Origin of the sequence: Serratia sp. MF1(2023) (assembly GCF_030954545.1) — a bacterium.
GTDB lineage: Bacteria > Pseudomonadota > Gammaproteobacteria > Enterobacterales > Enterobacteriaceae > Serratia > Serratia sarumanii.
This window is the reverse complement of the sequence record NZ_JAVHUX010000016.1, coordinates 37,540-56,894: the sequence shown is the minus strand read 5'-3', so window position 1 is coordinate 56,894 and position 19,355 is coordinate 37,540. Positions and strand designations below refer to the sequence as shown.

Sequence of the window (19,355 nt, the reverse complement as noted above, 5' to 3'; positions counted from 1 at the left end):
CCTAATCTTGATAAGGGATTTTTTCGTTGAGGAATCGTGCGCTGCGGGCGGCTAGCTCGCATATCGTGCATCAATTCTGCGTCGTCGCCAGATACGAAAAGACGCTGAGCAGGCGGATTGGCGCCGCCATGTTGTCGCTGTCGAAGGCCACGGTGAGCGCGTCCTGGCGCTCCACGCCGGGCACCAGGCTGAACAGATCCGCCAATACCGGTTTGGCCGCCATCAGCGTCAGCCGGTAAGGCGGCATGAAGCGGCGCTCCACCGGCAGCTTCCCGCCCTAGCGCACCTGCTGCATTGCCCGTTCGCGGATCTCGGCGCGCGCCCGCTGCGGGCTGAGCGATTCGGCGGCGGTTTGCGAGATCGCACGCTTGACGCAGGCATAGCCGACGTGCGGGTAACGTTCCGCTACCCAGCGTTGCAGCTCGTCGTCGCCGCTCACCAGCCACAGCGGCACGTTCAACTCGGCCGCCGCCGCCGCGTACAGATCGCTTTCGCCCACCGCTTCGCCGTTCAGGCTGACGCGGTAAAAGGCCCGGCCGTTGATGGTATGCGCCAGCACGCCATGCTCGCCGGCGGCGCTGTGGTAGCCGATGAACATCAGGCCGTCGTAACGTTGGTGTTGCAGCCCTTCCACCATCGACAGCCCACGCGGTTTACCCTGCACCAGGCGCGCGCGCCCATCGAGGCGATCGGCGCGCAGATTCTGCATCATGGCGTGGCTGTCGGCCACCGTCACCGCGGTGGCCCCGCCGGCGAAAGCGCCGTCGATGGCCGCGTTGACCTCCTGCTCCATCAGCTCGCGCGCCGCCGCATAGTCGGCATGGGCCGGGTTGCATTGCTCCGGCCGCATTACGCCGGCGATACCTTCGATATCCGCAGAGATAAAGACTTTCACGTCACGCTCCCGTTATTTAATTTTCCGCCAGCCGATCGAGCAGCGGCCCCAGCGCCATGCGATCGTGCCGCTGGAAACCGCTGACGCCCTCGGCGCTCAGCAACGCATCCAACACCGCGTATTCGGTGGCGTCCGCCGCCGCCGCAAACAGCGGCTCCAGCCGTTCGTCCGGCAGCGTTGCCCCCAGCAACCGGGTGGAAAACGCCAGCGCAATATCGCCGGAGCCGTGCCCCCAATGGCTGCCCACTCGCCCCAGGCCCGCGCCCGCGCGGCGGGCGATGCGGTTAAGCTGGCGGCTGTCCAGCGCCCGATCGCAGGCGATGATGATAATGACCGAACCGGCGTCCACCTGCGGCGGCGGATCCGCCAGCTGCCTGCCCAGCGCCTGGCCAACGCGCACGCCGCTCAGCGTCAACGAGTCGAGGGTGCCGAAGTTGGCCAGCACCAGCACGCCGAGCGTGGTGCCAAGCCCCGGGCAATAGCGCGAGGCGGTGCCGATGCCGCCTTTCAGGCCGAAGCTGCTCATGCCGCGCCCGGCGCCGACGCTGCCGCGCGCAAAGCGGGTGGAATGGTTATCCAGCGCGCTGAAGACGTGCTCCTCGCGCACCGCCATCGCCTGAATATCGTTGAGGTAGCCGTCGTTGCACTCCAGCACCAGCGGGTTGATGGTGGCGCTGCCGCGGCCGATCTGCGGGTAGCGCAGGCAGCTGCGCCGCACCATAGCGTTGAACAGCGTGCCGACGGCGAAAGTGTTGCTCAGCAGGATCGGCGTTTGCAGCACCCCCAGCTCGTTCAGCTGCACCAGCCCCAGCGGTTTGGCGAAGCCGTTGAGCACCGCGCTGCCGCACGGCAACGGCTGGTTGAACAGATCGCCCGGCGGCACGATGGCGGTAACGCCGGTCTGGCATTCGCCGTCGGCCAAGGTGTGATGCCCGACGCTGACGCCCGGCACGTCGCACAGGGTGTCGGTCGGGCCGGCCGGATAGCGCGCGCCTGGCAGGCGGCGATGGCGCCGCCAATAGCTCAGCAGATTGTCGAGGCTTTGTTGTTCAAACGCCTGGCTGTCCGTCATGGTTCCCTCATCCGCCGTTAGCCCATCAGAAAACCAGAATATCGCGCAATGTAAGCGCCCAGTAAATTGAAAACCGGAGCGGGCAGAAAAAATAGCCTTGCTCCGTCGCCGTTCAGACCAACTCGCCGGCATGTGGGGGACCATTTTGGCGGCCCGCAGGCCTGAGCCTTATTGGGTTTTTAGGGGGCAAAACAGGGTTAACGGCCGGTGCCGCTGGTGATATCCCCCCTTATCCAAAATGGATGACCCGATCTGCCGACGCAATGGTCGTTTCACGGTGGGCAATGATCACCTTCGTGATATTGAGTCTCTTGATGGCCTGATTCACCACAGCTTCGCTCTCCTTATCCAGCGCACTGGTGGCCTCATCCAGGAACAAAATCGCCGGCTTCTTGTAAATCGCCCGGGCAATGAACAGGCGTTGCTTCTGCCCGCCGGACAATCCTTCCCCCAGCTCGCCGATCGGGGTTTCATATCCCATCGGCATACGCATGAGCACGTCGTGCAGATAGCTGGCACGGGCACAGGATTCCATCCAGGCGTCGTCCACCTCGTCCGCGAACCCGCAGATATTTTCCCGGATCGAGCCGGAGAACAGTTTGTCGTCCTGCATCACACAGGCGATCATCTTGTGGTAGTTGTTGATGCCAAGCTGCCGGATATCAACGCCGTTCACCTCAACCCGCCCTGAGTCCGGGGGAAACAACCCGCACAGCACCTTCATCAGCGTGGTCTTGCCGGCGCCCGACGGGCCCACGATGGCCACGCTCTCGCCCGGCGCAACACTGATGTCCAAGGCATCGAAGACCGCCGGTGACTGGCTGTCGTAACGATAGCTCAGGGCATGGGTCGACAATCCCAAAGGTTGCAGGCCCGCCGCGTAAGGAAGGTCCGGTTTACGGTTTTCTCGTGGGTGCAAGGCGATATCAGCGATGCGCTCGTTATGCAGGCTCATCATACGCAGCTGCAACAGAAATTCCGTCAGCGACCCGATGCGGTCGGAAAACTGCCCGCGAAAGGCGCCGAACGCCACAAACATGCCGAGTGTCATCTGGTTATCGATCACCAGGCTGGCTCCCAGCCAAAGAATAACGACCTGATCGCAGGCGGCAATGAAGGTGTTGATCCCGCCAAACAGCATGTCCATGCGGGTGACCCGGATACCGGTATTGATAGTGTCGATTTCAAGGTTGAGCCAATGGGCAATGCGACGTTCCGCCATGCCCTGCATCTTGACGGTGGCGATACCGTACAGCGTCTCCATAAAATACGAGCCGGCGCGGGCCTCCCTGACCAGCGCTTCTTCGGACAGTTGGCGATAATAGCCGTAGGTCAGCAGCCGCATCAGCACGTAGAGCGCGGTGAACGCAATCACCACCCAGGTCAACCAGCCGCCATACAGCACCATCATCACCAGCACGCCGATCACCATGATGCCGTCCATGATGGCGCCGACAATGCTCGTGGTGAAGGTGCTGCGCAGCGTATCCAGCGAGCCGAAGCGCGACTGAATGTCACCCAGCTTGCGTCGTTCAAAGTAGCCCAGCGGCAGGCGCAACAGGTGGGTAAACAACCCGGATTGCCACTGCACGTTGATGAGCGTCGACATGACCAGCCCGGACCAGGCGCGCACCATGCCGACAGCTGCCCGCAGCAGGATGAACAGCATCAGACCAACGCAGATGAGCGTCAGTAACCCGCGATCGCCGGCGGGAATAGCATGATCCATCACCAGCTGCGTGCCGATGGGCATCACCAGGTTGATGGTTTCGAACACCAGAGACAGGCAAAAGATTTTGCCGAGCGCCCCCTTAAGACCGTGTACGCTGCCAATCAGCGTGCGCAGGTGAATGCGGTGGCGGACGCTGTCGGCGGTGAAGGCGCTGCCGGGCCAGGCCTCAAGCGCCACGCCGGTAAAATTGTGCGACAGCTCCGTCAGGCTGATGGCCCGGCGCCCGCGCGCCGGATCATGCAGCACCGCGCGGTGCCCCTTGATACTGACCAGCACCACGAAATGGTTGAACTCCCAGTGCAAAATACAGGGGAGTTTCAGCGCGCTGAGCTCGTCAATATCAAGTGATAGAGGGCGAGTGGCCAGGCCCAGCTGTTCGGCTATACCGGTTAACCCGGTCAGCGTGGCGCCGCGGGTCGACAGGCTGAACTGCCGACGCAGCGCGATCAGGTCGACGTTTTTACCATAGTAACCGCAGATCATCGCCAGGCAGGCCAGCCCGCATTCTGACGACTCTGTCTGGTGCACCATCGGAACCCGGTGGCGCAGCCGCAGATCCAGCTGGCTGATCCGCTGTTTGAACGTGGGCTTACTCATTGATCGGCCCCGTCGCGCTGTGTTTCATGTCGTAGAACGGTGACAACATCCACTGATAAATCTGCCTTTTTTCCAAAAACAGGGTGCTTTGCGCTTTCATGCCGTTTTCCAGGCTCAGACGTTTACCGTCATAGGCAATGACCTGTTTTTCCGGAATGACGATCGTCTTGTAGTACGGCACGGCGGCGGTCAGCGCCGCTTTGGGCGCCCCCTGGTAGGTCAGCATTTCCTGCGGTGAGGCCGGGGCTTTGGAGATGACGGATACCGTAGCGGCAAACTGGCCGAATTTCTCCGCCGGAAAGGCGTCATAACGCACATTGACTTTGTCACCGGCGGCGATGTAGGGGATGGCGTCGTTGGGCACCCATAGCACCAGGGCGTAGTGAGCGATATTGTGGGGGATCACTTGCAGCAGACTGTCACCGACGTTGACCATCTGGCCAACCGTGACGCTCAGCGAATCGATGCGGCCGTCGGCCAGCGCGCGAACGATGATCGCCCCGCCGGCATCAATGTTGAGCCGCTCCTTCTGCAGCTCGTGGCGCTGCAGCTCCATCTGGTAAATCTGGTTGTCGAAGTTGGCGGCCTGGATATGGATCTGGCTTTCCAGCGCGGTGATCTGCAGCGCATTCTGTTCGTTCTGGCCGGACAGGCCCAGCAGGTTGTTCTGCTGCTGGTAATACAGCGCCACCTGGTTGGTGAGCTGATCCTTAGTGATCAATCCCTTGGTTTGATAGTGCCGGTAATTCTCCATATTTTCCTTCATGATGCGTATCCCTTCCTGGGCGCGTTTGAGGATGTCGGTTGAACGGGTGAACGCGGCGGTATACTGCGCCTTTTGTTTTTCCAGCATGGTAAGCGTGGTCTGCTTGCTGCTTTCCAGCCGGCTGATGATTTGCGCAATGCGCGCCAGCTGGCCGTCGATATCCCGCTGCTGGTTATCGCTGACTACACCGCTGCGGGTGCTTTTGCTGACGTCAATCTGGTAAATGGGCGCGCCGGCGGCGATCACCTGCCCTTCGGTGACGAATTGTTTGACCACCACCCCCTGGACGGCGGAATAGACGTTGGCGGCCCGGGGATAGGTGCTGATTTCGCCGGTCACGTTGACCCGCCGGGTATAGGTGCCGGCGATTGCGAAGGTGAGAAAAGCAATGAGAAAAAACAGGCAGAGCCCTGCCGTGAGCCAAAAGGGAATACCGGGTAGCAGGATGGCCCGACCACGCCATTTCATTTTCTGATTATCGATCGCTTCCTGGCGAAACATGATCAGCGTCCCTTATTGAAAGCTAATATTCAAATTCACAGGCTATTGCATTGGTAATAAAACAAGCGGAACGTCAGTGAATCTGCATTACAAACCATCCCTTTTTATTTGCGCCACGTGGAATAGGCGCCATCAGGGGTATCTATGGTGTGTTGAAACAATGCAATTCCAAAATCAGGATTTTGCATATATTCCGCAATGCTGGAGGGCTCTATCAGACACCCAATATTAAAGGCCTTATAAGCCAACCCCAATAAAACCTCGACAATTAAACCCGGCCCCGTTAAGACCGAGGTAACGCAATAATTCCTTGTTGTTAACTCGCTCCTCCATGGTAAGATCCTGGTTAGATAACACCTTGACCCATCATCAATATAACAGTCAAATATGCAATTATTTCTTTCTAAAAAGCGGTATCTTTTTTTCATTACTCTAAGAATGATCCTTACCGCCTTGGATTTTTGGTGAGAGGATATGAAGTTATTAAAATAAACACCTTTAAATCTTCTGAGTGATCCTAGCGCCAATAAATTTTTATGAACGTATGTCTCACCCAATGGCAATATCATATCCAGAGAAAAATCAGTGAGATCCAGTTCGATAAGCCTTTTTATTTCTTCAAATCCAACAGCATCTAGCCCTAACTCATTTTCATCGCAGCCGATCACGGCTTCAGGCAGCACCCCTTCTGAATTTGTCTTTTTTAAAAAACATACGGTTTTAAACAATAGAAAGGAGTCACTCTCGGCAATGCCCTTTTTTCTTATATATTTGTTTAATTTATGATATATATTGTCAATATATGGGAGCGTATCAACATCTATATAAGTGCCGCCATACTGATAGATAATTAAAATCCTGACAATGTCACTTGCACTGGCAATGTTATGCCTTAGTATAATCTCATAGTAATAATACCTCATAAAATCATCGAAATCATTGCAAAAAAGCTCCGTTATAGACTTTTTTATAAAGCCTCTGTTGCCAAACCATGCGTCTTCAATCGCTTTTGGCGGTCTCTGATAAGGGATTTTATGCTTGGTTAAGAATTCAATAACGAGCTCATCAAAAGAAAAACCTGCCTTTATTTTTGGATATATATATTTGAAGGCATGATTTTTTATTTTTAATTCAGCCTTGTCTTTATTTTTAATTTTTTTGACGCTGACAAAATCGCGTATGGCATTGTTTAGCAAATGGCACAGTGAAGAGTCTTGGTCATACCAAAAGAATATCTGCTTATCTTTGTTTGTTTTTTTCCATATGTCGATATAATGCGTACTTACTTCATTTAAGTCACCAATCCATACAAAATGCAGGATATTTGGAACGGATAACCTTTCTATCTTTGATAAATCAATACCTAATGCCTGATGGCTCATTTAAATCACCACGAAAACTATAGTATGGAAAACTTGAATGATTCAATGCTGGATTATGGCTTAGCTAAAAAAATAGACGATCGCCATCACAATAACACAAATAGAACAGAGCAATAAATCACCGGAAAAATTTTTCAATGAATCCAAATAGTCATTGCTGTTCTTATTTAATTTGTTAATGGCATCGCTTTCGTTATCAGCCTCTACTTCGACATGATGCTTTCTGAAGCCTTTCCGCTTCATATCCTTAATAATTTCGCGTGTAACCACGTCCTTTCTTAGCACTTTTGATTCATCACTCTTTATAAAAACAACATATCTATTCATCATATACCCCATAAAAGCACAGAATTTTACTTCTGTGCTGGGATTGCATCGGTTAATTAGCGTTTGGTTCCGAATTCTCTGGCTTCTCTCGGTCCAGTGCCATTGCCGCCGTACCCATTTCTTGCAGAACCACCATTCCCCCAGAAACCACCGGCACCGGAACCACTGCCATAAGGGCTGTTTTTTGACAGGAATGACTGAAGCCCGCGGTCACCGCCGTTATTCCCGCCGCGACTTGAAGAACCGGAGCCTCCGTTATCAGACGATCTTTTTCCACTCCCATCTCGATCCTGCCATCCACCCGACACCGCATCGAGTTGGCTGCTTAAAATTTCCTTCATCAATATTCTCCTATGGATTCACTGGGGTTACCCCGTTTAAAACGGGTTGTAGTTGCAAAAGTAAAATACACTAATAACAATCCATAACTACTCTGTATTTCATAAACAAACCAATAAGCAAAGTGTATTTTAAATATCGAAAACCATCATATTAGAATAAAACCCAGAATAATATACCGAACCTGATTACACGTAGATGCTATCGATTCAATTAATTGAACGCCAAATAATCTCAACGCCCAAGATTAATAAGCCAATAAAGAAAAGGCGACGAAAAATCAGCGGGCTGCTGTGACGACGCGCGATCCCGCCCAGCCACATGCCGGCCAACGCCGGCAGCAGCGCCAACAGCGAAACGCCGAGCAGCGCGCCGGGCAGCGCCTGATGCCAGGCTAATCCGGCGGCCAGCGCCAGCGTCGAGACGGTGAACGACAGCCCCAGTGCCTGCACCAGATCGTCACGCGCCAGGCCCAATGCGTTCAGATAGGGCACCGCCGGTATGACGAACACGCCGGTGGCGCCGGTCAGCACGCCGGTCAACAGGCCGCACAGCGGCCCCAGCCAAGGCTCCGCCGCAGCGGAAACGCGCCAGTCGAAACGGGTAAAACCCAACAGCGCATAGCCGGTCAGGCAAATACCCAGCGCCAGCGGCGCCAGGCGGCCGTCGATGGCGGTGAGCGTGCCGGCGCTCAGCAAGGTGCCCAGCGTGACGCACAGCATCATCGGCCAGAGCCGACGGCACAGCGCCCCCAACCGCGGCCCGCACAGCAGTTGCCACAGGTTGGTGATCAATGAGGGCAACAGCAGCAGCGCGGCGGCCTGCCCCGGCGGCATCATCAGGCTGAGCAGCCCCATCGACACCGTCGGTAATCCCAAACCGATCGCCCCTTTGACCGTGCCGGCCAGCGTAAAAATGCCCGTCAGGGCGACAATTTCGAGTAACGTCAGCGACATGCGTCTATCCTTATGGCGAATCAACGGCCCGATTGTGGCCGGCGCCGCGCCGCGGCACAATGCGGCAATGGCAGAGCCTGCCTGCGGCAAAGACAGAGGAAGAACGCATGCATTTTGACTTTATCGATCTGCGGCTGTTGGCAGCGGTGCTCGAGACCGGCAGCATCACCGCCGGCGCCGAGCGCGTCGGGCTGTCGCTGGCCGCCGCCAGCGCACGCATGCGCGGGCTGGAGCAACAGGCCGGCGTGGCGCTGCTGACGCGCAATCCGCGCGGCGTCCAGGCGACGCCCGCCGGTGAACGCCTGTTGCAACACGCGCGCGTGCTGCTGCAGCAGCGCGACCGGCTGCGCGGCGACATGGCCGAGTTCGCGCCGGGCCAGCGCAGCCAGCTGCGCATCGTCGCCAATACCGTCGCCGCCGACGCTTTTCTGCCGGAACTGCTGGCGGATTTTCTGGTGCTGCACCCGTACACCGACATCGCGCTGGAGGAGCTGCCCAGCCCGGCCATCGCGCAGGCGATCGCCGAACGGGCGGCGGATATCGGCATCGTGGCGGATCATGCCGATCTGCGCGGGCTGGCAAGCTACCCCTTCCGGCAGGATCGTCTGGTGCTGGCGCTGCCGCCGGGGCATGCGCTCAGCGGCCGCCGCCAGCTCAGCTTTGCGGACGCCCTGCCTTTCGACTTTATCGGCCTGCCGGAACAGAGCGCGCTGCAACAGCATTTGGAGCAGTTGGCGATACGCAGCGGCGGCCCGATGCGGCTGCGGGCGCGCGCCGCCAATTTCGACGCCATCTGCCGCATGGTGCTGCGCGGCGCCGGGCTGGCGGTGGTGCCGGAAGAGAGCGCCCGGCGGCTGCCCGAGATCCTGCGCAACGCCCTGCCGCTGACGGACGACTGGGCGATCCGCCGTCTGTCGATCGTGGTGCGCGAACGGGCGCAGCTGCCATTGCCGGCGCAGCGGCTGGTGGCATTTCTGCGCCAGGAGGAGGACGGTATTACAGGTGCTCGTTGAACCAGGCGATCTGACGGCCGATGATGCCGGCGAAATGCGGGCCGGCGTACATGTCGTAGTGCTTCGCATTCTGCTCGACGTGCAGCGCCTTTTTCGCGCTGCCTACCGCCTCATACAGCGCGATGCCCTGCTCCGGCGGGTTGACGGTATCGTTGCCCGCCACCACCACCAGCACCGGGCATGTGACGCGCGCCGCATTGTCGCGCGGCTGATAGCGCAGCGTTTCGCGCACGGTCAGGAACGGGATCTTGATGTCCATCGCCGGGTAGCGCGCCTTGTTCTCCTCGAAGAACGCTTTCGACTCGTCATCGCTCAACACCCGGGTGACGGCGACAAACATCTCTTTGCCGGTGGCCTGTTTCTTCTCCGCCATTTTGTCCAGCGTGGCGATGAACGCCTGTTTTTCGTCGGCGGCCATTTTCCCCGTCACGATGGTTTCCCCGTCGGCGAAGGCCAGCTGGCTAACGATGCACTTGATGGCCGGATCGGCCGCGGCAGCGCCGAACACGTGGCAACCGCCAAACGATGTGCCCCACAGGCCGATGCGCTCACTGTCGATCTGCGGCTGCGTTTGCACCCAACGGCTAACCGCCAGAATGTCCTCAATCTGCAGCGCCGGCACCAGCCGCCCGCGTTCACCCTCGCTGGCGCCGAAGCCGCGATAGTCAAACGTCACCGCCGCAAAACCGGCGTTGACGAAGGCCTCGGCAAAGGCCGGCAGCAACAGCTCCTGAATGCCGCAGAAGCCGTGACACAGAATAATCGCCGGAACCTTGGCCTGATTCTCAGGTAAACGAACTGTTACGGCCAGGCCGCTTTCCATTTTATGCGTGGTTAATGCCATGTTAACTTCCTGTTTTTTATAGGTAAGGTAAAAATCAGGCTAACATTAATCACCAAATGAGCGCCGCCAGTCAATAACCCAATGTAACAATTTACAATGTTAATGATTCCCCGGCTCCGCGCGCAGCCGCGCCACCTGCGCCTCCACGTCGCGCCAGGCCGGTTTGTCGCCGGCATAGCGTTGACGCAGATAATTCACCAGCGCCGTCACCTGCCGATCGGAAAAGCTGTCCTTAAAGCCCGGCATAAAGCCCAATTCGGCGGTAGCCGGTTTGGGGATCCCTTGCAGGATCACCTTGATCAGGTTATCGGGGCGATCGCTGAAGATATTGGTGTTATTGGCCAGATCGGGACTGACGCCGAACAGCTGCGGCCCGCCGGCGGCGGCGCTGTGGCAGGCCTGGCAAGCGCCCTGAAATAACCGCTCGCCGGCCAGTTGCCCTGCCGCCGGCAAGGCGCGGGCCGCCAACTGCGCCTGCGGTTCCACATTCAGCGTCGCCTTGGTGCTCAGCGACATCACATAGTTGGCCATCGCCCGCAGATCGCTCTGCGGCAACGTCGCCAGTTCGCTGACCACCGGCCCCATCGGCCCGGCCGCCACGCCGTGCTCGGCGGAATGCCCGCTGCGGAAGTACTGAAACAGCTGTTCCTCGGTCCAGGGCTTGTCCGCATTGGCCAATTGATTCAGCGCCGGCGCTTCCCACCCGTCCACCATTCCCCCCGCCAGGAAAGCCGCGCCGCCCTTTTCCGCCCCCAGCAGATTGCGCGGCGAATGGCAGGCGGCGCAGTGGCCGAGCCCGTTGACCAGATAGGCGCCGCGGTTCCACTGCGCGCTTTGTTGCGGATCGGGTTGATATTCCCCCTGGCGCAGGAACAGCGCGTTCCATCCGGCCATCAGCGGCCGCAGGTTAAACGGGAAGCGCATCTGATTGGCCGGATTGCTCTGGCGCACCGCCGGTTGCGACATCAGATAAGCGTACAGCGCCTGCATGTCGCCGTCGGTCATTTTGCTGAAGGCGGTGTAAGGAAATGCCGGATACAGATGGCGGCCGTCGCGGGCGATGCCCTGGCGCATCGCCCGATCGAACGCGGTAAACGACCAGTTGCCGATGCCGGTTACCACGTCCGGGGTAATGTTGGTGCTGTAGAGCGTGCCGAACGGCGTCGCCATCGCCAGCCCGCCGGCGTTGGTCGCCCCTTCCGACGCGGTATGGCAAACCGCGCAGTCTCCGGCGGCGGCCAACTGGCGGCCGCGCTCCAGCGTGGCCGCCGACCAGGTGCCGGCGCCGGGCGTCGCCACCGGCGCGATCTCCGCCCGCCACGGCAAGGCGCTGCCGGCGATGCCCAGCACCGCGCCGAACAGCCCCGCCGCACCGCCGAACCACCATTTGCCGCGCTTCTTTTTCTTGGGCGGGGCGGTCTGCCGCTCGGCGTCCGGCCCGTTCAGCGCCTCGCGCAGTTTGTCCGAGGTGATCGGCAGCTCGCGAAAACGAATGCCGGTGGCGTCGAATACCGCGTTGGCGATGGCCGCCGCGCTGGGCACCGACGCCGATTCCCCGGCGCCCAGCGGCGGATCGTAAGGCCGCGGCATCATCACCACGTCCACTTCCGGCACCTCCGGGAAGGTCAGGATCGGGTAAGCCCCCCATTCTTTGGCGGAGACCGTCGATTCCTCAAAGGTCACGCGCTCTTTCAATACCCGGCTGGTCGATTGCAATACGTTGCCGTGAATTTGGTGGCGCACGCCGTCCGGGTTGACCATCATGCCCGCGTCGTGGCCGACCACGATGCGCGTCACCGCCACTTCGCCGCTGGCTTTGTCGATCGCCACGTCGGCCACCCAGGCGGCCCAGGCCGCGCCAAAGCCGGGAAACTTGCTGTGGATGTAACGGGCGTAGGCAAAGCCACGCCCGCGCAGCACGCCGTCTTCCGCCGGGGTCTGCATCGGTTCGGTATGCGGCGTCCAGCCGGCGCGTTCTGCGGTGCTGCGCATCAGCTCACTGGCGCGTTCATCATCGATATAGCGCAGCCGATATTCCAGCGGATCGACGCCGGCGGCGTGGGCCAGCTCATCGATATAAGATTCGTGGGCGAAGGTGTTCGGCAAGGCGGAAACGCCGCGCATCCAGGAGGCGCGCACGATCGGCGCCATGTCCTCGATGCTGACGCGCAGCGCCGGATATTCGTAAGGCGGTACCGAGGTGCGGTCGCCCATTTCATAGGCCACCGGCAGCGGTTCAACCCGGCCGGTCAGCAGCAGCGCCAGCGTCGGCGCGCCGTTGGAAGGATAATAGGTGCGAAAATCGTAGGCGACCGGATGCCCGGCGGCGTCCAGCCCGCCGTCCACCTCCATCAGCTGCGCGGTGCCCTTCGGTTCCCACACATGCTCTTGCTCGCGGGTCAGCTGCACCCGCACCGGCCTGCCCACCGCACGCGACAGCAGCGCCGCGTCGGCGCAGACGTCATCGGCGCAATTGCGGCCATAGCAACCGGCCGCCTCCATGCGAACGATCTCGATCTGCGCTTCCGGGTATTCCAGCAGCCAGGCCAGATCGGCGCGCAGCAGGTGCGGGTTCTGGCTGCCCGACCAGACCTGCAGGCGCTCCGGCCGGTAGTCCGCCAGCGCGCAGGAAGGGCCAATCGAAGCATGCAGCTGATACGGCCACAGGTAGCTGCGGGTGAAACGCCTGTCAGCCGTCGCCAGCGCCGCGTCCACATCGCCGGTATCGTGCACCACCCGGGTCGAGTGCGGGTTGTCGCGCAGCGCCTGCGCCACGTCGGTCATCTGCGGCAAATTGCGCCGCCAGTCTTTCCAACTGACCTGCAGCGCCTGCGCCGCCTTGATCGCCTGCTCTTCGCGCTCGGCGACAATGCCGATGAAATCGCCGATCACCACCAGTTTGACGATGCCGGGAATATGCGCGATCGAGGTTTCGTCAACCGCCAGCAGGCTGGTGCCGACAAATTCGCCGCTGTCGTACCCGGCATAGGGCGGCCGCACCACCCGGCCGTGCAGCATATTCGGCAGGCGCATATCGTGTACGTAGGTGGTTTCGCCGGTCGCCTTGGCCGGAATATCGACGCGCGCGGCGCTGGTGCCCACCAGGCGATATTCCGCCTGCGGTTTGAGCGGCGCGTCGCCGGAAATCGACAGCTCGACATGACCGCCGTCCACCAGCTCGGCGTAGCTCAGCGCCTGCCCCTGCGGGCTGCGGATCACGCCCTCCTCCAGCGTCAGCTGTTCCACCGGCGCATCGAAGCGCTGCGCCGCCTGGCGCAACAGCCAACGGCGCGCTTCGGCGGCGGCGTTGCGCAGCGGCACGGCGGAGATCTGCAGCGTGGCGCTGGCGATGGTGGCGCCCTGATTCGGCGCGCGCTCGGTATCGCCCAACACCATGCGCACCTGATCCATGCGCAGATACAGCTCTTCGGCGACGATCTGGCCGAGCGCGGTGCGCACGCCGGTGCCGAGATCGACATGGCCGTTAAAGGCATAGATTTCGCCGCTGTCGCACAGGGCGATAAACAGCCCCTGCTCCCTGGGCTTCAGCACCGGCGTTTGCCCTTTGGGCACCGGCCCCGAAGGCGGTTGCACGCTGTCGACGATCAGCAGCACGCCGTCGCGCTGCAGCAATTCGGCCTGGCTCGGCGATGAGGGACGGGAATCAGTCATAAGCGTGGGCGCCCTCATCGCGGCAGAGAATGATGGCGCGCTGAACCGCACGCAGGATCTCGAGATGGGTGCCGCAGCGGCACAGGTTGCCGGACAGCGCCTGACGGATCTCCGCCTCGCTCGGAGCGGGATTGCGATCCAACAGGGCTTTGGTGGTCATGATCATGCCGTTGAGGCAGTAGCCGCATTGCGCCGCCTGCTCTTCGATAAAGGCGCGCTGCACCGGATGCAGGCGCTGGCGATCGCCAAGGCCTTCCAGAGTCACGATCGCCCGGCCGGACACGCCGAGCGCCGGGATCACGCAGGAGCGCGCCGCCACGCCGTCGATCAACACGGTACAGGCGCCGCATTCGCCCAGGCCGCAGCCGTATTTCGGGCCGTTGAGCGCCAGATCGTTGCGCAGTACCAGCAAGAGCGGCGTATCCGCCATCACCTGCGCATGAAGCTGTTCGCCGTTCACCGACAGCATCATCGGATGCTCCGTCAGCGTGGTTTTCGCGCCTTCCCTGGGCGACTGCACTTCAGATATCGCCATTGTTCGCGTCTCCGCCTGCACTTGATGGTCTTATGGGCTGGCCTCTCGCCACCGACCACCAGGCAACCGACGTTGCGCGGGCGAATCAGCCGGTGGGCGGATCTTCCAGCATTTTATTCAGCAGGAATATCAGCGCTATCCGTTCGGCCGGGTTGAGCGTGCCGAACGTCAGCTCTGTGATTTTCGCCGCCTGCGGCACCGTTTCCGTCAGCAGCACGGCGCCGGCGTCGGTCAGGCCGACCACCACCTTGCGCCGATCCACCGGATCCGGCGTCACCGTGATCAGATCGCGCGCCTTTAGCCGCTCGACGATACCGCGTATGGTGGCCTGATCCACCGCCGTCACCTGCACCAGCTCGGTCAGCGAGCTCGGCCCCATATCGCGCACCGCGCACAGGGTGATGAACTGCACCGCCGTCAGCTGCGAATCGCCGACGTTTTGCTGAAAAATCGCCAGGTGGCGCTGATAAACCTTGCGCAGCAGGTGCCCGACTTGCTCGGTAAAATGATAATTTTCGGGTTGGCCGCTCACGGCTGACGGGTATTCGGGGGGCGTCATTGCGTTACTCTCACCATCTATGGAATTCACGAGAATAGTACAAACCCCCGCCGTTGGCAGCAACGATTAAGCCCGACGCACGCGCGAGGCCTCCGGCGCCACCACTTCCCCGTCCGCCACCACCGTTTGCCCGTCGAGGCGGATGTCGCAGCGGCGCAGCGCGATGTCCATATGGCAAGGCGTTTTGCGCGTGCCGCCCACTTCGGTATTCGGCCCGGTGGAGAACAGGAAGTTGCCGTAGAACGCGCGCGCGTCCATGCACATGCCGTCGTTCTTGTCGTGCAGGCCCATCGCCGTCCACTGGGCGCGCGGCTGCAGGCCCCAGCCGATATGCGAGATGCCGTACACCTCCGGATCGTCGAAGTATTTCATGTATTCGCGCAGGTATTCCGCCTCGAAGCCGCCGTGAATGCGGGTGACGAAGCCTTGTTCGATCTCCAGCGTAATGCGTTCGCGCGCGTAGCTTTTAAACGGCAGCAAGATATCGCCGACCTCCAGCACCAACACCCCTTCCGCCTGCTCCTCATTCGGCCAGGTGAACAGGAAACCGCTCGGCCAGTGATCCCAGCGCCCCGGTTCATCGGCATAGCCGTACTCGGTCACCGTCGGGTATTGCCCGAGCGGCGCGCGGAAATCGCTGCCGGCGGCGGAGGTCACCTGCATCAGCTTCGCCTGCTCCAGCACGGCGGCGGCGGCCAGCACCCGCGCCTTGTCCTCCGCGTTAGGCAACATGCGCGCCAGCACCTCCGGCGGCTCCACCGCCAGCAGGATGCGGGTGCCGGTTTTCAGGATCTGCTCCTGCTCCGGCGAATGCAGCAGCATCATGGTATCGACGATCAGGTCGGCGGCCTCCAGCGCACGCTGCGCCGCCAGGTTGCCGGTCAGCGCGGTATCGCCGCAATAGGCGGTCATGTCGTTGCCCATCGCCCGCGGATGGTTGAACGCTGGCAGCTCGACGGCATACACCCTGGCGCCCAGCCGCAGCGCCGCGTCGGTCGCGGCGCGCACCGTGCGCGCATCGGAATAATGGCTTTTCAAAATCGCCACGCTCTGCGAAGCATCGACCTTCGACAGCGTAAGCACCTGCTCGAACAGCTGTACCAACTGGGTTTCATTGACCGCCATGGCCTGTCTCCTGTCTCGTCAAGGGTGTCCGACGCCCGCAAGGCGGCGGTGATTTTTCAAACAATTTAAAGCGAACACGCTCATTTTTATCTAAATAAAAAAATCAAAGGAAAGCAAGCTGCGAATATCCACCATAAGAAAGTCCTATTTCATCCCTTTCCAATCCTGTGATTAACATGAGTTTAACAGTAAAGCGCTGTCAATTAGCGTGAGCAAGATCTGATTTAACACTTTTGCAACTTTGCGTTATCTAGTGCATACACTATAAATCGATCGTCCAGCCATGCGTTGGACCTACGCTGAAAAAAGCCAACAGACAGGGGAAACATGATGAGCAAACAACCACGCATCGCCGTCGTCGGCGCCGGGCTGGGGGGCGCCGCCGCCGCCGGGCTGCTGCAAAAAGCCGGCTTTACCGTCGATCTGTATGAACAGAGCCCGGCGTTCTCGCGCCTCGGCGCCGGCATTCACATGGGGCCGAACGTCCTGAAGATTTTCCGCCGGCTCGGCATTGAGCAGCGGCTGGAGCAGATGGCGTCTCATCCCGATTTCTGGTTCAGCCGCGATGCCGAGAGCGGCGACTACCTGTCGCGCATCGAACTGGGCGGCTTCGCCCGCCGGGAGTACGGCGCCGCCTATGTGACGGTGCACCGCGGCGATTTGCAGGCGTTGCAGCTCTCCGCGCTGCAGCCCGGCACCCTGCACTTCGGCAAATGCCTGAGCAAGATTGAAGATCGCGGTGACGAGGTGGTGCTGAACTTCGTCGACGGCACCTCGGCCCATGCCGACATCGTGATCGGCGCCGACGGCATCAACTCGCGCATCCGCGAACATCTGCTGGGCGCCGAAGCGCCGACCTACAGCGGCTGGGTGGCCCACCGCGCGCTGATCCGCGGCGAGAAGCTGGCGAAATACAACCTGACGTTCGAAGACTGCGTGAAGTGGTGGTCGGCGGACCGCCATCTGATGGTCTACTACACCACCCAACGGCGCGACGAGTATTACTACGTCAGCGGCGTGCCGCACCCGGCCTGGGATTTCCAGGGCAGCTTCATCGACAGCAGCCGCGAAGAGATGTTCGAGACCTTCGCCGGCTACCACCCGATCGTGCAGGCGCTGATCGAATCCAGCGAGCAGGTCACCAAATGGCCATTGCTGAACCGCAAACCGCTGCCGCTGTGGAGCGAGGGCCGCCTGGTGCTGCTCGGCGATGCCTGCCACCCGATGAAGCCGCATATGGCGCAGGGCGCGGCGATGGCGATCGAAGACGCCGCCATGCTGACCCGCTGCCTGCAGGAAACCGGCCTTGGCGACTACCGCACCGCCTTCCAGATGTATGAAGCCAACCGCAAGGAGCGCGCTTCACGGGTGCAGGCGGTGTCCAACGCCAACACCTTCCTGCGCACCCAGGAAGATCCGGCCTGGGTCTACGGCTATGACCTGTACGCGCAAGCGCTGAAATCGGAGAACGCCGCATGAGCACTTTCCTCTACGGCGCCCACGTTCACGCCAACGGCATTCGCCAACACTACCTGCGCTACGGCGGCCACGGCCCGGCGCTGATCCTGATCCCCGGCATCACCAGCCCGGCGATCACCTGGGGTTTCGTCGCCGAGCGGCTGGGGGAAAAATACGACGTCTACGTGCTCGACGTGCGCGGCCGCGGTTTGTCGTCCAGCGGCCCGGAACTGGCTTATGACGCGGAGACCTGCGCGCAGGACGTCAATGCCTTCGCCGCCGCGCTGAGCCTGGCCAGTTACGCCCTGCTCGGCCATTCGATGGGCGCCCGCTTCGCCCTGCGCGCCGCCGTTTTGCAGCCCGCCGGCGTGCGGCGGCTGGTGCTGGTCGATCCGCCGGTTTCCGGCCCCGGCCGCCGCGCCTATCCCGGTCAATGGCCGTGGTACGCCGACTCGATCCGGCAGTCGCTGCCGGGCATGAGCGCCGAGCAGATGCGCGCCTTCTGCCCGACCTGGAGCGAAGAGCAGCGCCGGCTGCGCGCCGAGTGGCTGCACACCTGCTACGAGCCGGCGATCCAACGCGCCTACGACGATTTTCATCAGGTGGACAGCCACCGCGACTACCCGCTGCTGACCATGCCGACGCTGCTGATGGCCGCAGGCAAAGGCGGCGTCATTCAGCCCGAAGACCGGGCGGAGATCCGCGCGCTGCAGCCGGAGATCGCCATCGTCGAGGTCGAGAACGCCGGGCACATGATCCCGTGGGACGACTTCGACGGCTTCTTCCGCGCCCTGGGCGATTTTCTGGATTAACTGAGGAACACCGACATGAGCAACCACTACCGCATCGGCCAGATCGTGCCCAGCTCCAACACCACGATGGAAACCGAGATCCCGGCGATGCTGGGCGCGCGCCAGCTGATACGCCCGGAGCGCTTCACCTTTCACTCCAGCCGCATGCGCATGAAACACGTCAATAAAGAAGAGCTGGCGGCGATGGACGCCGAGTCCGATCGCTGCGCGCTGGAGCTGTCCGACGCGCGGGTCGACGTGCTCGGCTACGCCTGCCTGGTGGCCATCATGGCGATGGGGCTGGGCTACCACCGCGAATCGCAGGCCCGGCTGGCGCAGGTGACGAAAGACAATCAGGCCGCCGCGCCGGTTATCAGCAGCGCCGGCGCGCTGGTCAACGGCCTGAAGGTGATCGGCGCCAAACGCATCGCGCTGGTGGCGCCCTACATGAAACCGCTGACCCAGCTGGTGGTGGACTACATCCAGCACGAAGGCATTGAGGTCAAGGTGTGGCGCGCGCTGGAGATCCCGGACAACCTCGAAGTCGGCCGGCACGATCCGGCCAGGCTGCCGGGGATCGTCGCCGAGATGGATTTACGCGAGGTCGATGCTATCGTGCTGTCCGCCTGCGTGCAGATGCCTTCGCTGCCGGCGGTTCCGACGGTGGAGGCCCAAACCGGCAAGCCGGTGATCACCGCCGCCATCGCCACCACTTACGCGATGCTGACCGCGCTGGAGCTGGAACCGATCGTTCCCGGCGCCGGCGCCCTGCTGTCCGGCGCCTATTGAGG

General features: G+C 60.9%; 16 protein-coding genes and 1 pseudogene. 4 read left to right on the top strand and 13 right to left on the bottom strand.

Translation table 11 applies throughout. The features are described from left to right. Window positions 1-70 precede the first annotated feature (70 nt). The 8 genes and pseudogenes from REA38_RS09570 to REA38_RS09535 form a co-directional block, all read right to left on the bottom strand. Window positions 71-895: pseudogene (locus REA38_RS09570) on the bottom strand (M55 family metallopeptidase). A 16-nt stretch (window positions 896-911) separates the two neighbouring features. Continuing rightward, entirely contained in the window at window positions 912-1,967 is a 1,056-nt protein-coding gene (locus tag REA38_RS09565) for a P1 family peptidase (protein WP_308885780.1), read from the bottom strand. A gap of 229 nt (window positions 1,968-2,196) precedes the next feature. Further along, a complete protein-coding gene (locus REA38_RS09560; RefSeq protein ID WP_308885779.1) occupies window positions 2,197-4,296 on the bottom strand; it encodes a peptidase domain-containing ABC transporter in 2,100 nt (699 codons plus the stop codon). Then, window positions 4,289-5,563, bottom strand: coding sequence for an HlyD family secretion protein (locus REA38_RS09555; RefSeq protein ID WP_308885778.1), 1,275 nt, complete (start codon window positions 5,561-5,563; stop codon window positions 4,289-4,291). Before REA38_RS09555 ends, REA38_RS09560 begins: the two co-directional genes overlap by 8 nt. Window positions 5,564-5,667: 104 nt before the next feature. Then, window positions 5,668-6,945, bottom strand: coding sequence for a TcdA/TcdB catalytic glycosyltransferase domain-containing protein (locus REA38_RS09550; RefSeq protein ID WP_308885777.1), 1,278 nt, complete (start codon window positions 6,943-6,945; stop codon window positions 5,668-5,670). Window positions 6,946-7,005: 60 nt separating this feature from the next. Continuing rightward, entirely contained in the window at window positions 7,006-7,272 is a 267-nt protein-coding gene (locus tag REA38_RS09545; protein WP_033638479.1) for a hypothetical protein, read from the bottom strand. Window positions 7,273-7,328: 56 nt separating this feature from the next. After that, on the bottom strand, window positions 7,329-7,613 hold the full coding sequence (locus tag REA38_RS09540; RefSeq protein ID WP_154067230.1) for a hypothetical protein: 285 nt from the start codon (window positions 7,611-7,613) through the stop codon (window positions 7,329-7,331). Between the two features lie 207 nt (window positions 7,614-7,820). Next, window positions 7,821-8,567: a sulfite exporter TauE/SafE family protein gene (locus tag REA38_RS09535; protein ID WP_060420933.1), complete on the bottom strand. Its 747-nt coding sequence runs from the start codon at window positions 8,565-8,567 to the stop codon at window positions 7,821-7,823. A gap of 107 nt (window positions 8,568-8,674) precedes the next feature. Between REA38_RS09535 and REA38_RS09530 the strand changes: the two genes are divergently transcribed. Then, a complete protein-coding gene (locus REA38_RS09530) occupies window positions 8,675-9,580 on the top strand; it encodes a LysR substrate-binding domain-containing protein (RefSeq protein ID WP_039566275.1) in 906 nt (301 codons plus the stop codon). Here the strand turns inward: REA38_RS09530 and REA38_RS09525 are convergent. The 5 genes from REA38_RS09525 to REA38_RS09505 form a co-directional block, all read right to left on the bottom strand. Beyond that, window positions 9,564-10,424, bottom strand: coding sequence for an alpha/beta hydrolase (locus REA38_RS09525; RefSeq protein ID WP_033655284.1), 861 nt, complete (start codon window positions 10,422-10,424; stop codon window positions 9,564-9,566). The two genes, REA38_RS09530 and REA38_RS09525, sit on opposite strands and share 17 nt — an antisense overlap. A gap of 99 nt (window positions 10,425-10,523) precedes the next feature. Then, window positions 10,524-14,096, bottom strand: a complete 3,573-nt coding sequence (locus REA38_RS09520; RefSeq protein ID WP_308885775.1) for a molybdopterin cofactor-binding domain-containing protein — start codon at window positions 14,094-14,096, stop codon at window positions 10,524-10,526. Further along, window positions 14,089-14,631 carry a (2Fe-2S)-binding protein gene (locus tag REA38_RS09515; protein ID WP_033655193.1) on the bottom strand — a complete coding sequence of 181 codons (543 nt, stop codon included), beginning with the start codon at window positions 14,629-14,631 and terminating at the stop codon, window positions 14,089-14,091. Before REA38_RS09515 ends, REA38_RS09520 begins: the two co-directional genes overlap by 8 nt. Before the next feature lie 85 nt (window positions 14,632-14,716). Next, complete coding sequence (locus tag REA38_RS09510; protein ID WP_033634451.1) at window positions 14,717-15,190, bottom strand: MarR family winged helix-turn-helix transcriptional regulator; 474 nt, start codon at window positions 15,188-15,190, stop codon at window positions 14,717-14,719. 66 nt (window positions 15,191-15,256) lie between these two features. Next, the gene (locus REA38_RS09505) at window positions 15,257-16,315 is read right to left on the bottom strand and encodes a 2,5-dihydroxypyridine 5,6-dioxygenase (RefSeq protein WP_015377796.1); all 1,059 of its coding nucleotides are present in this window, start codon (window positions 16,313-16,315) and stop codon (window positions 15,257-15,259) included. A gap of 327 nt (window positions 16,316-16,642) precedes the next feature. Between REA38_RS09505 and REA38_RS09500 the strand changes: the two genes are divergently transcribed. Genes REA38_RS09500 through REA38_RS09490 form a run of 3 tightly spaced genes read left to right on the top strand, consistent with a single transcriptional unit; the run spans window position 16,643 to window position 19,353 of the window. After that, window positions 16,643-17,794, top strand: a complete 1,152-nt coding sequence (locus REA38_RS09500; RefSeq protein WP_033648243.1) for an FAD-dependent monooxygenase — start codon at window positions 16,643-16,645, stop codon at window positions 17,792-17,794. After that, a complete protein-coding gene (locus tag REA38_RS09495; protein ID WP_033634449.1) occupies window positions 17,791-18,585 on the top strand; it encodes an alpha/beta fold hydrolase in 795 nt (264 codons plus the stop codon). The genes REA38_RS09500 and REA38_RS09495 overlap by 4 nt, the downstream gene beginning before the upstream one ends. Window positions 18,586-18,600: 15 nt before the next feature. Beyond that, the gene (locus REA38_RS09490; RefSeq protein WP_015377793.1) at window positions 18,601-19,353 is read left to right on the top strand and encodes a maleate cis-trans isomerase; all 753 of its coding nucleotides are present in this window, start codon (window positions 18,601-18,603) and stop codon (window positions 19,351-19,353) included. The last annotated feature ends 2 nt before the right edge of the window (window positions 19,354-19,355 follow it).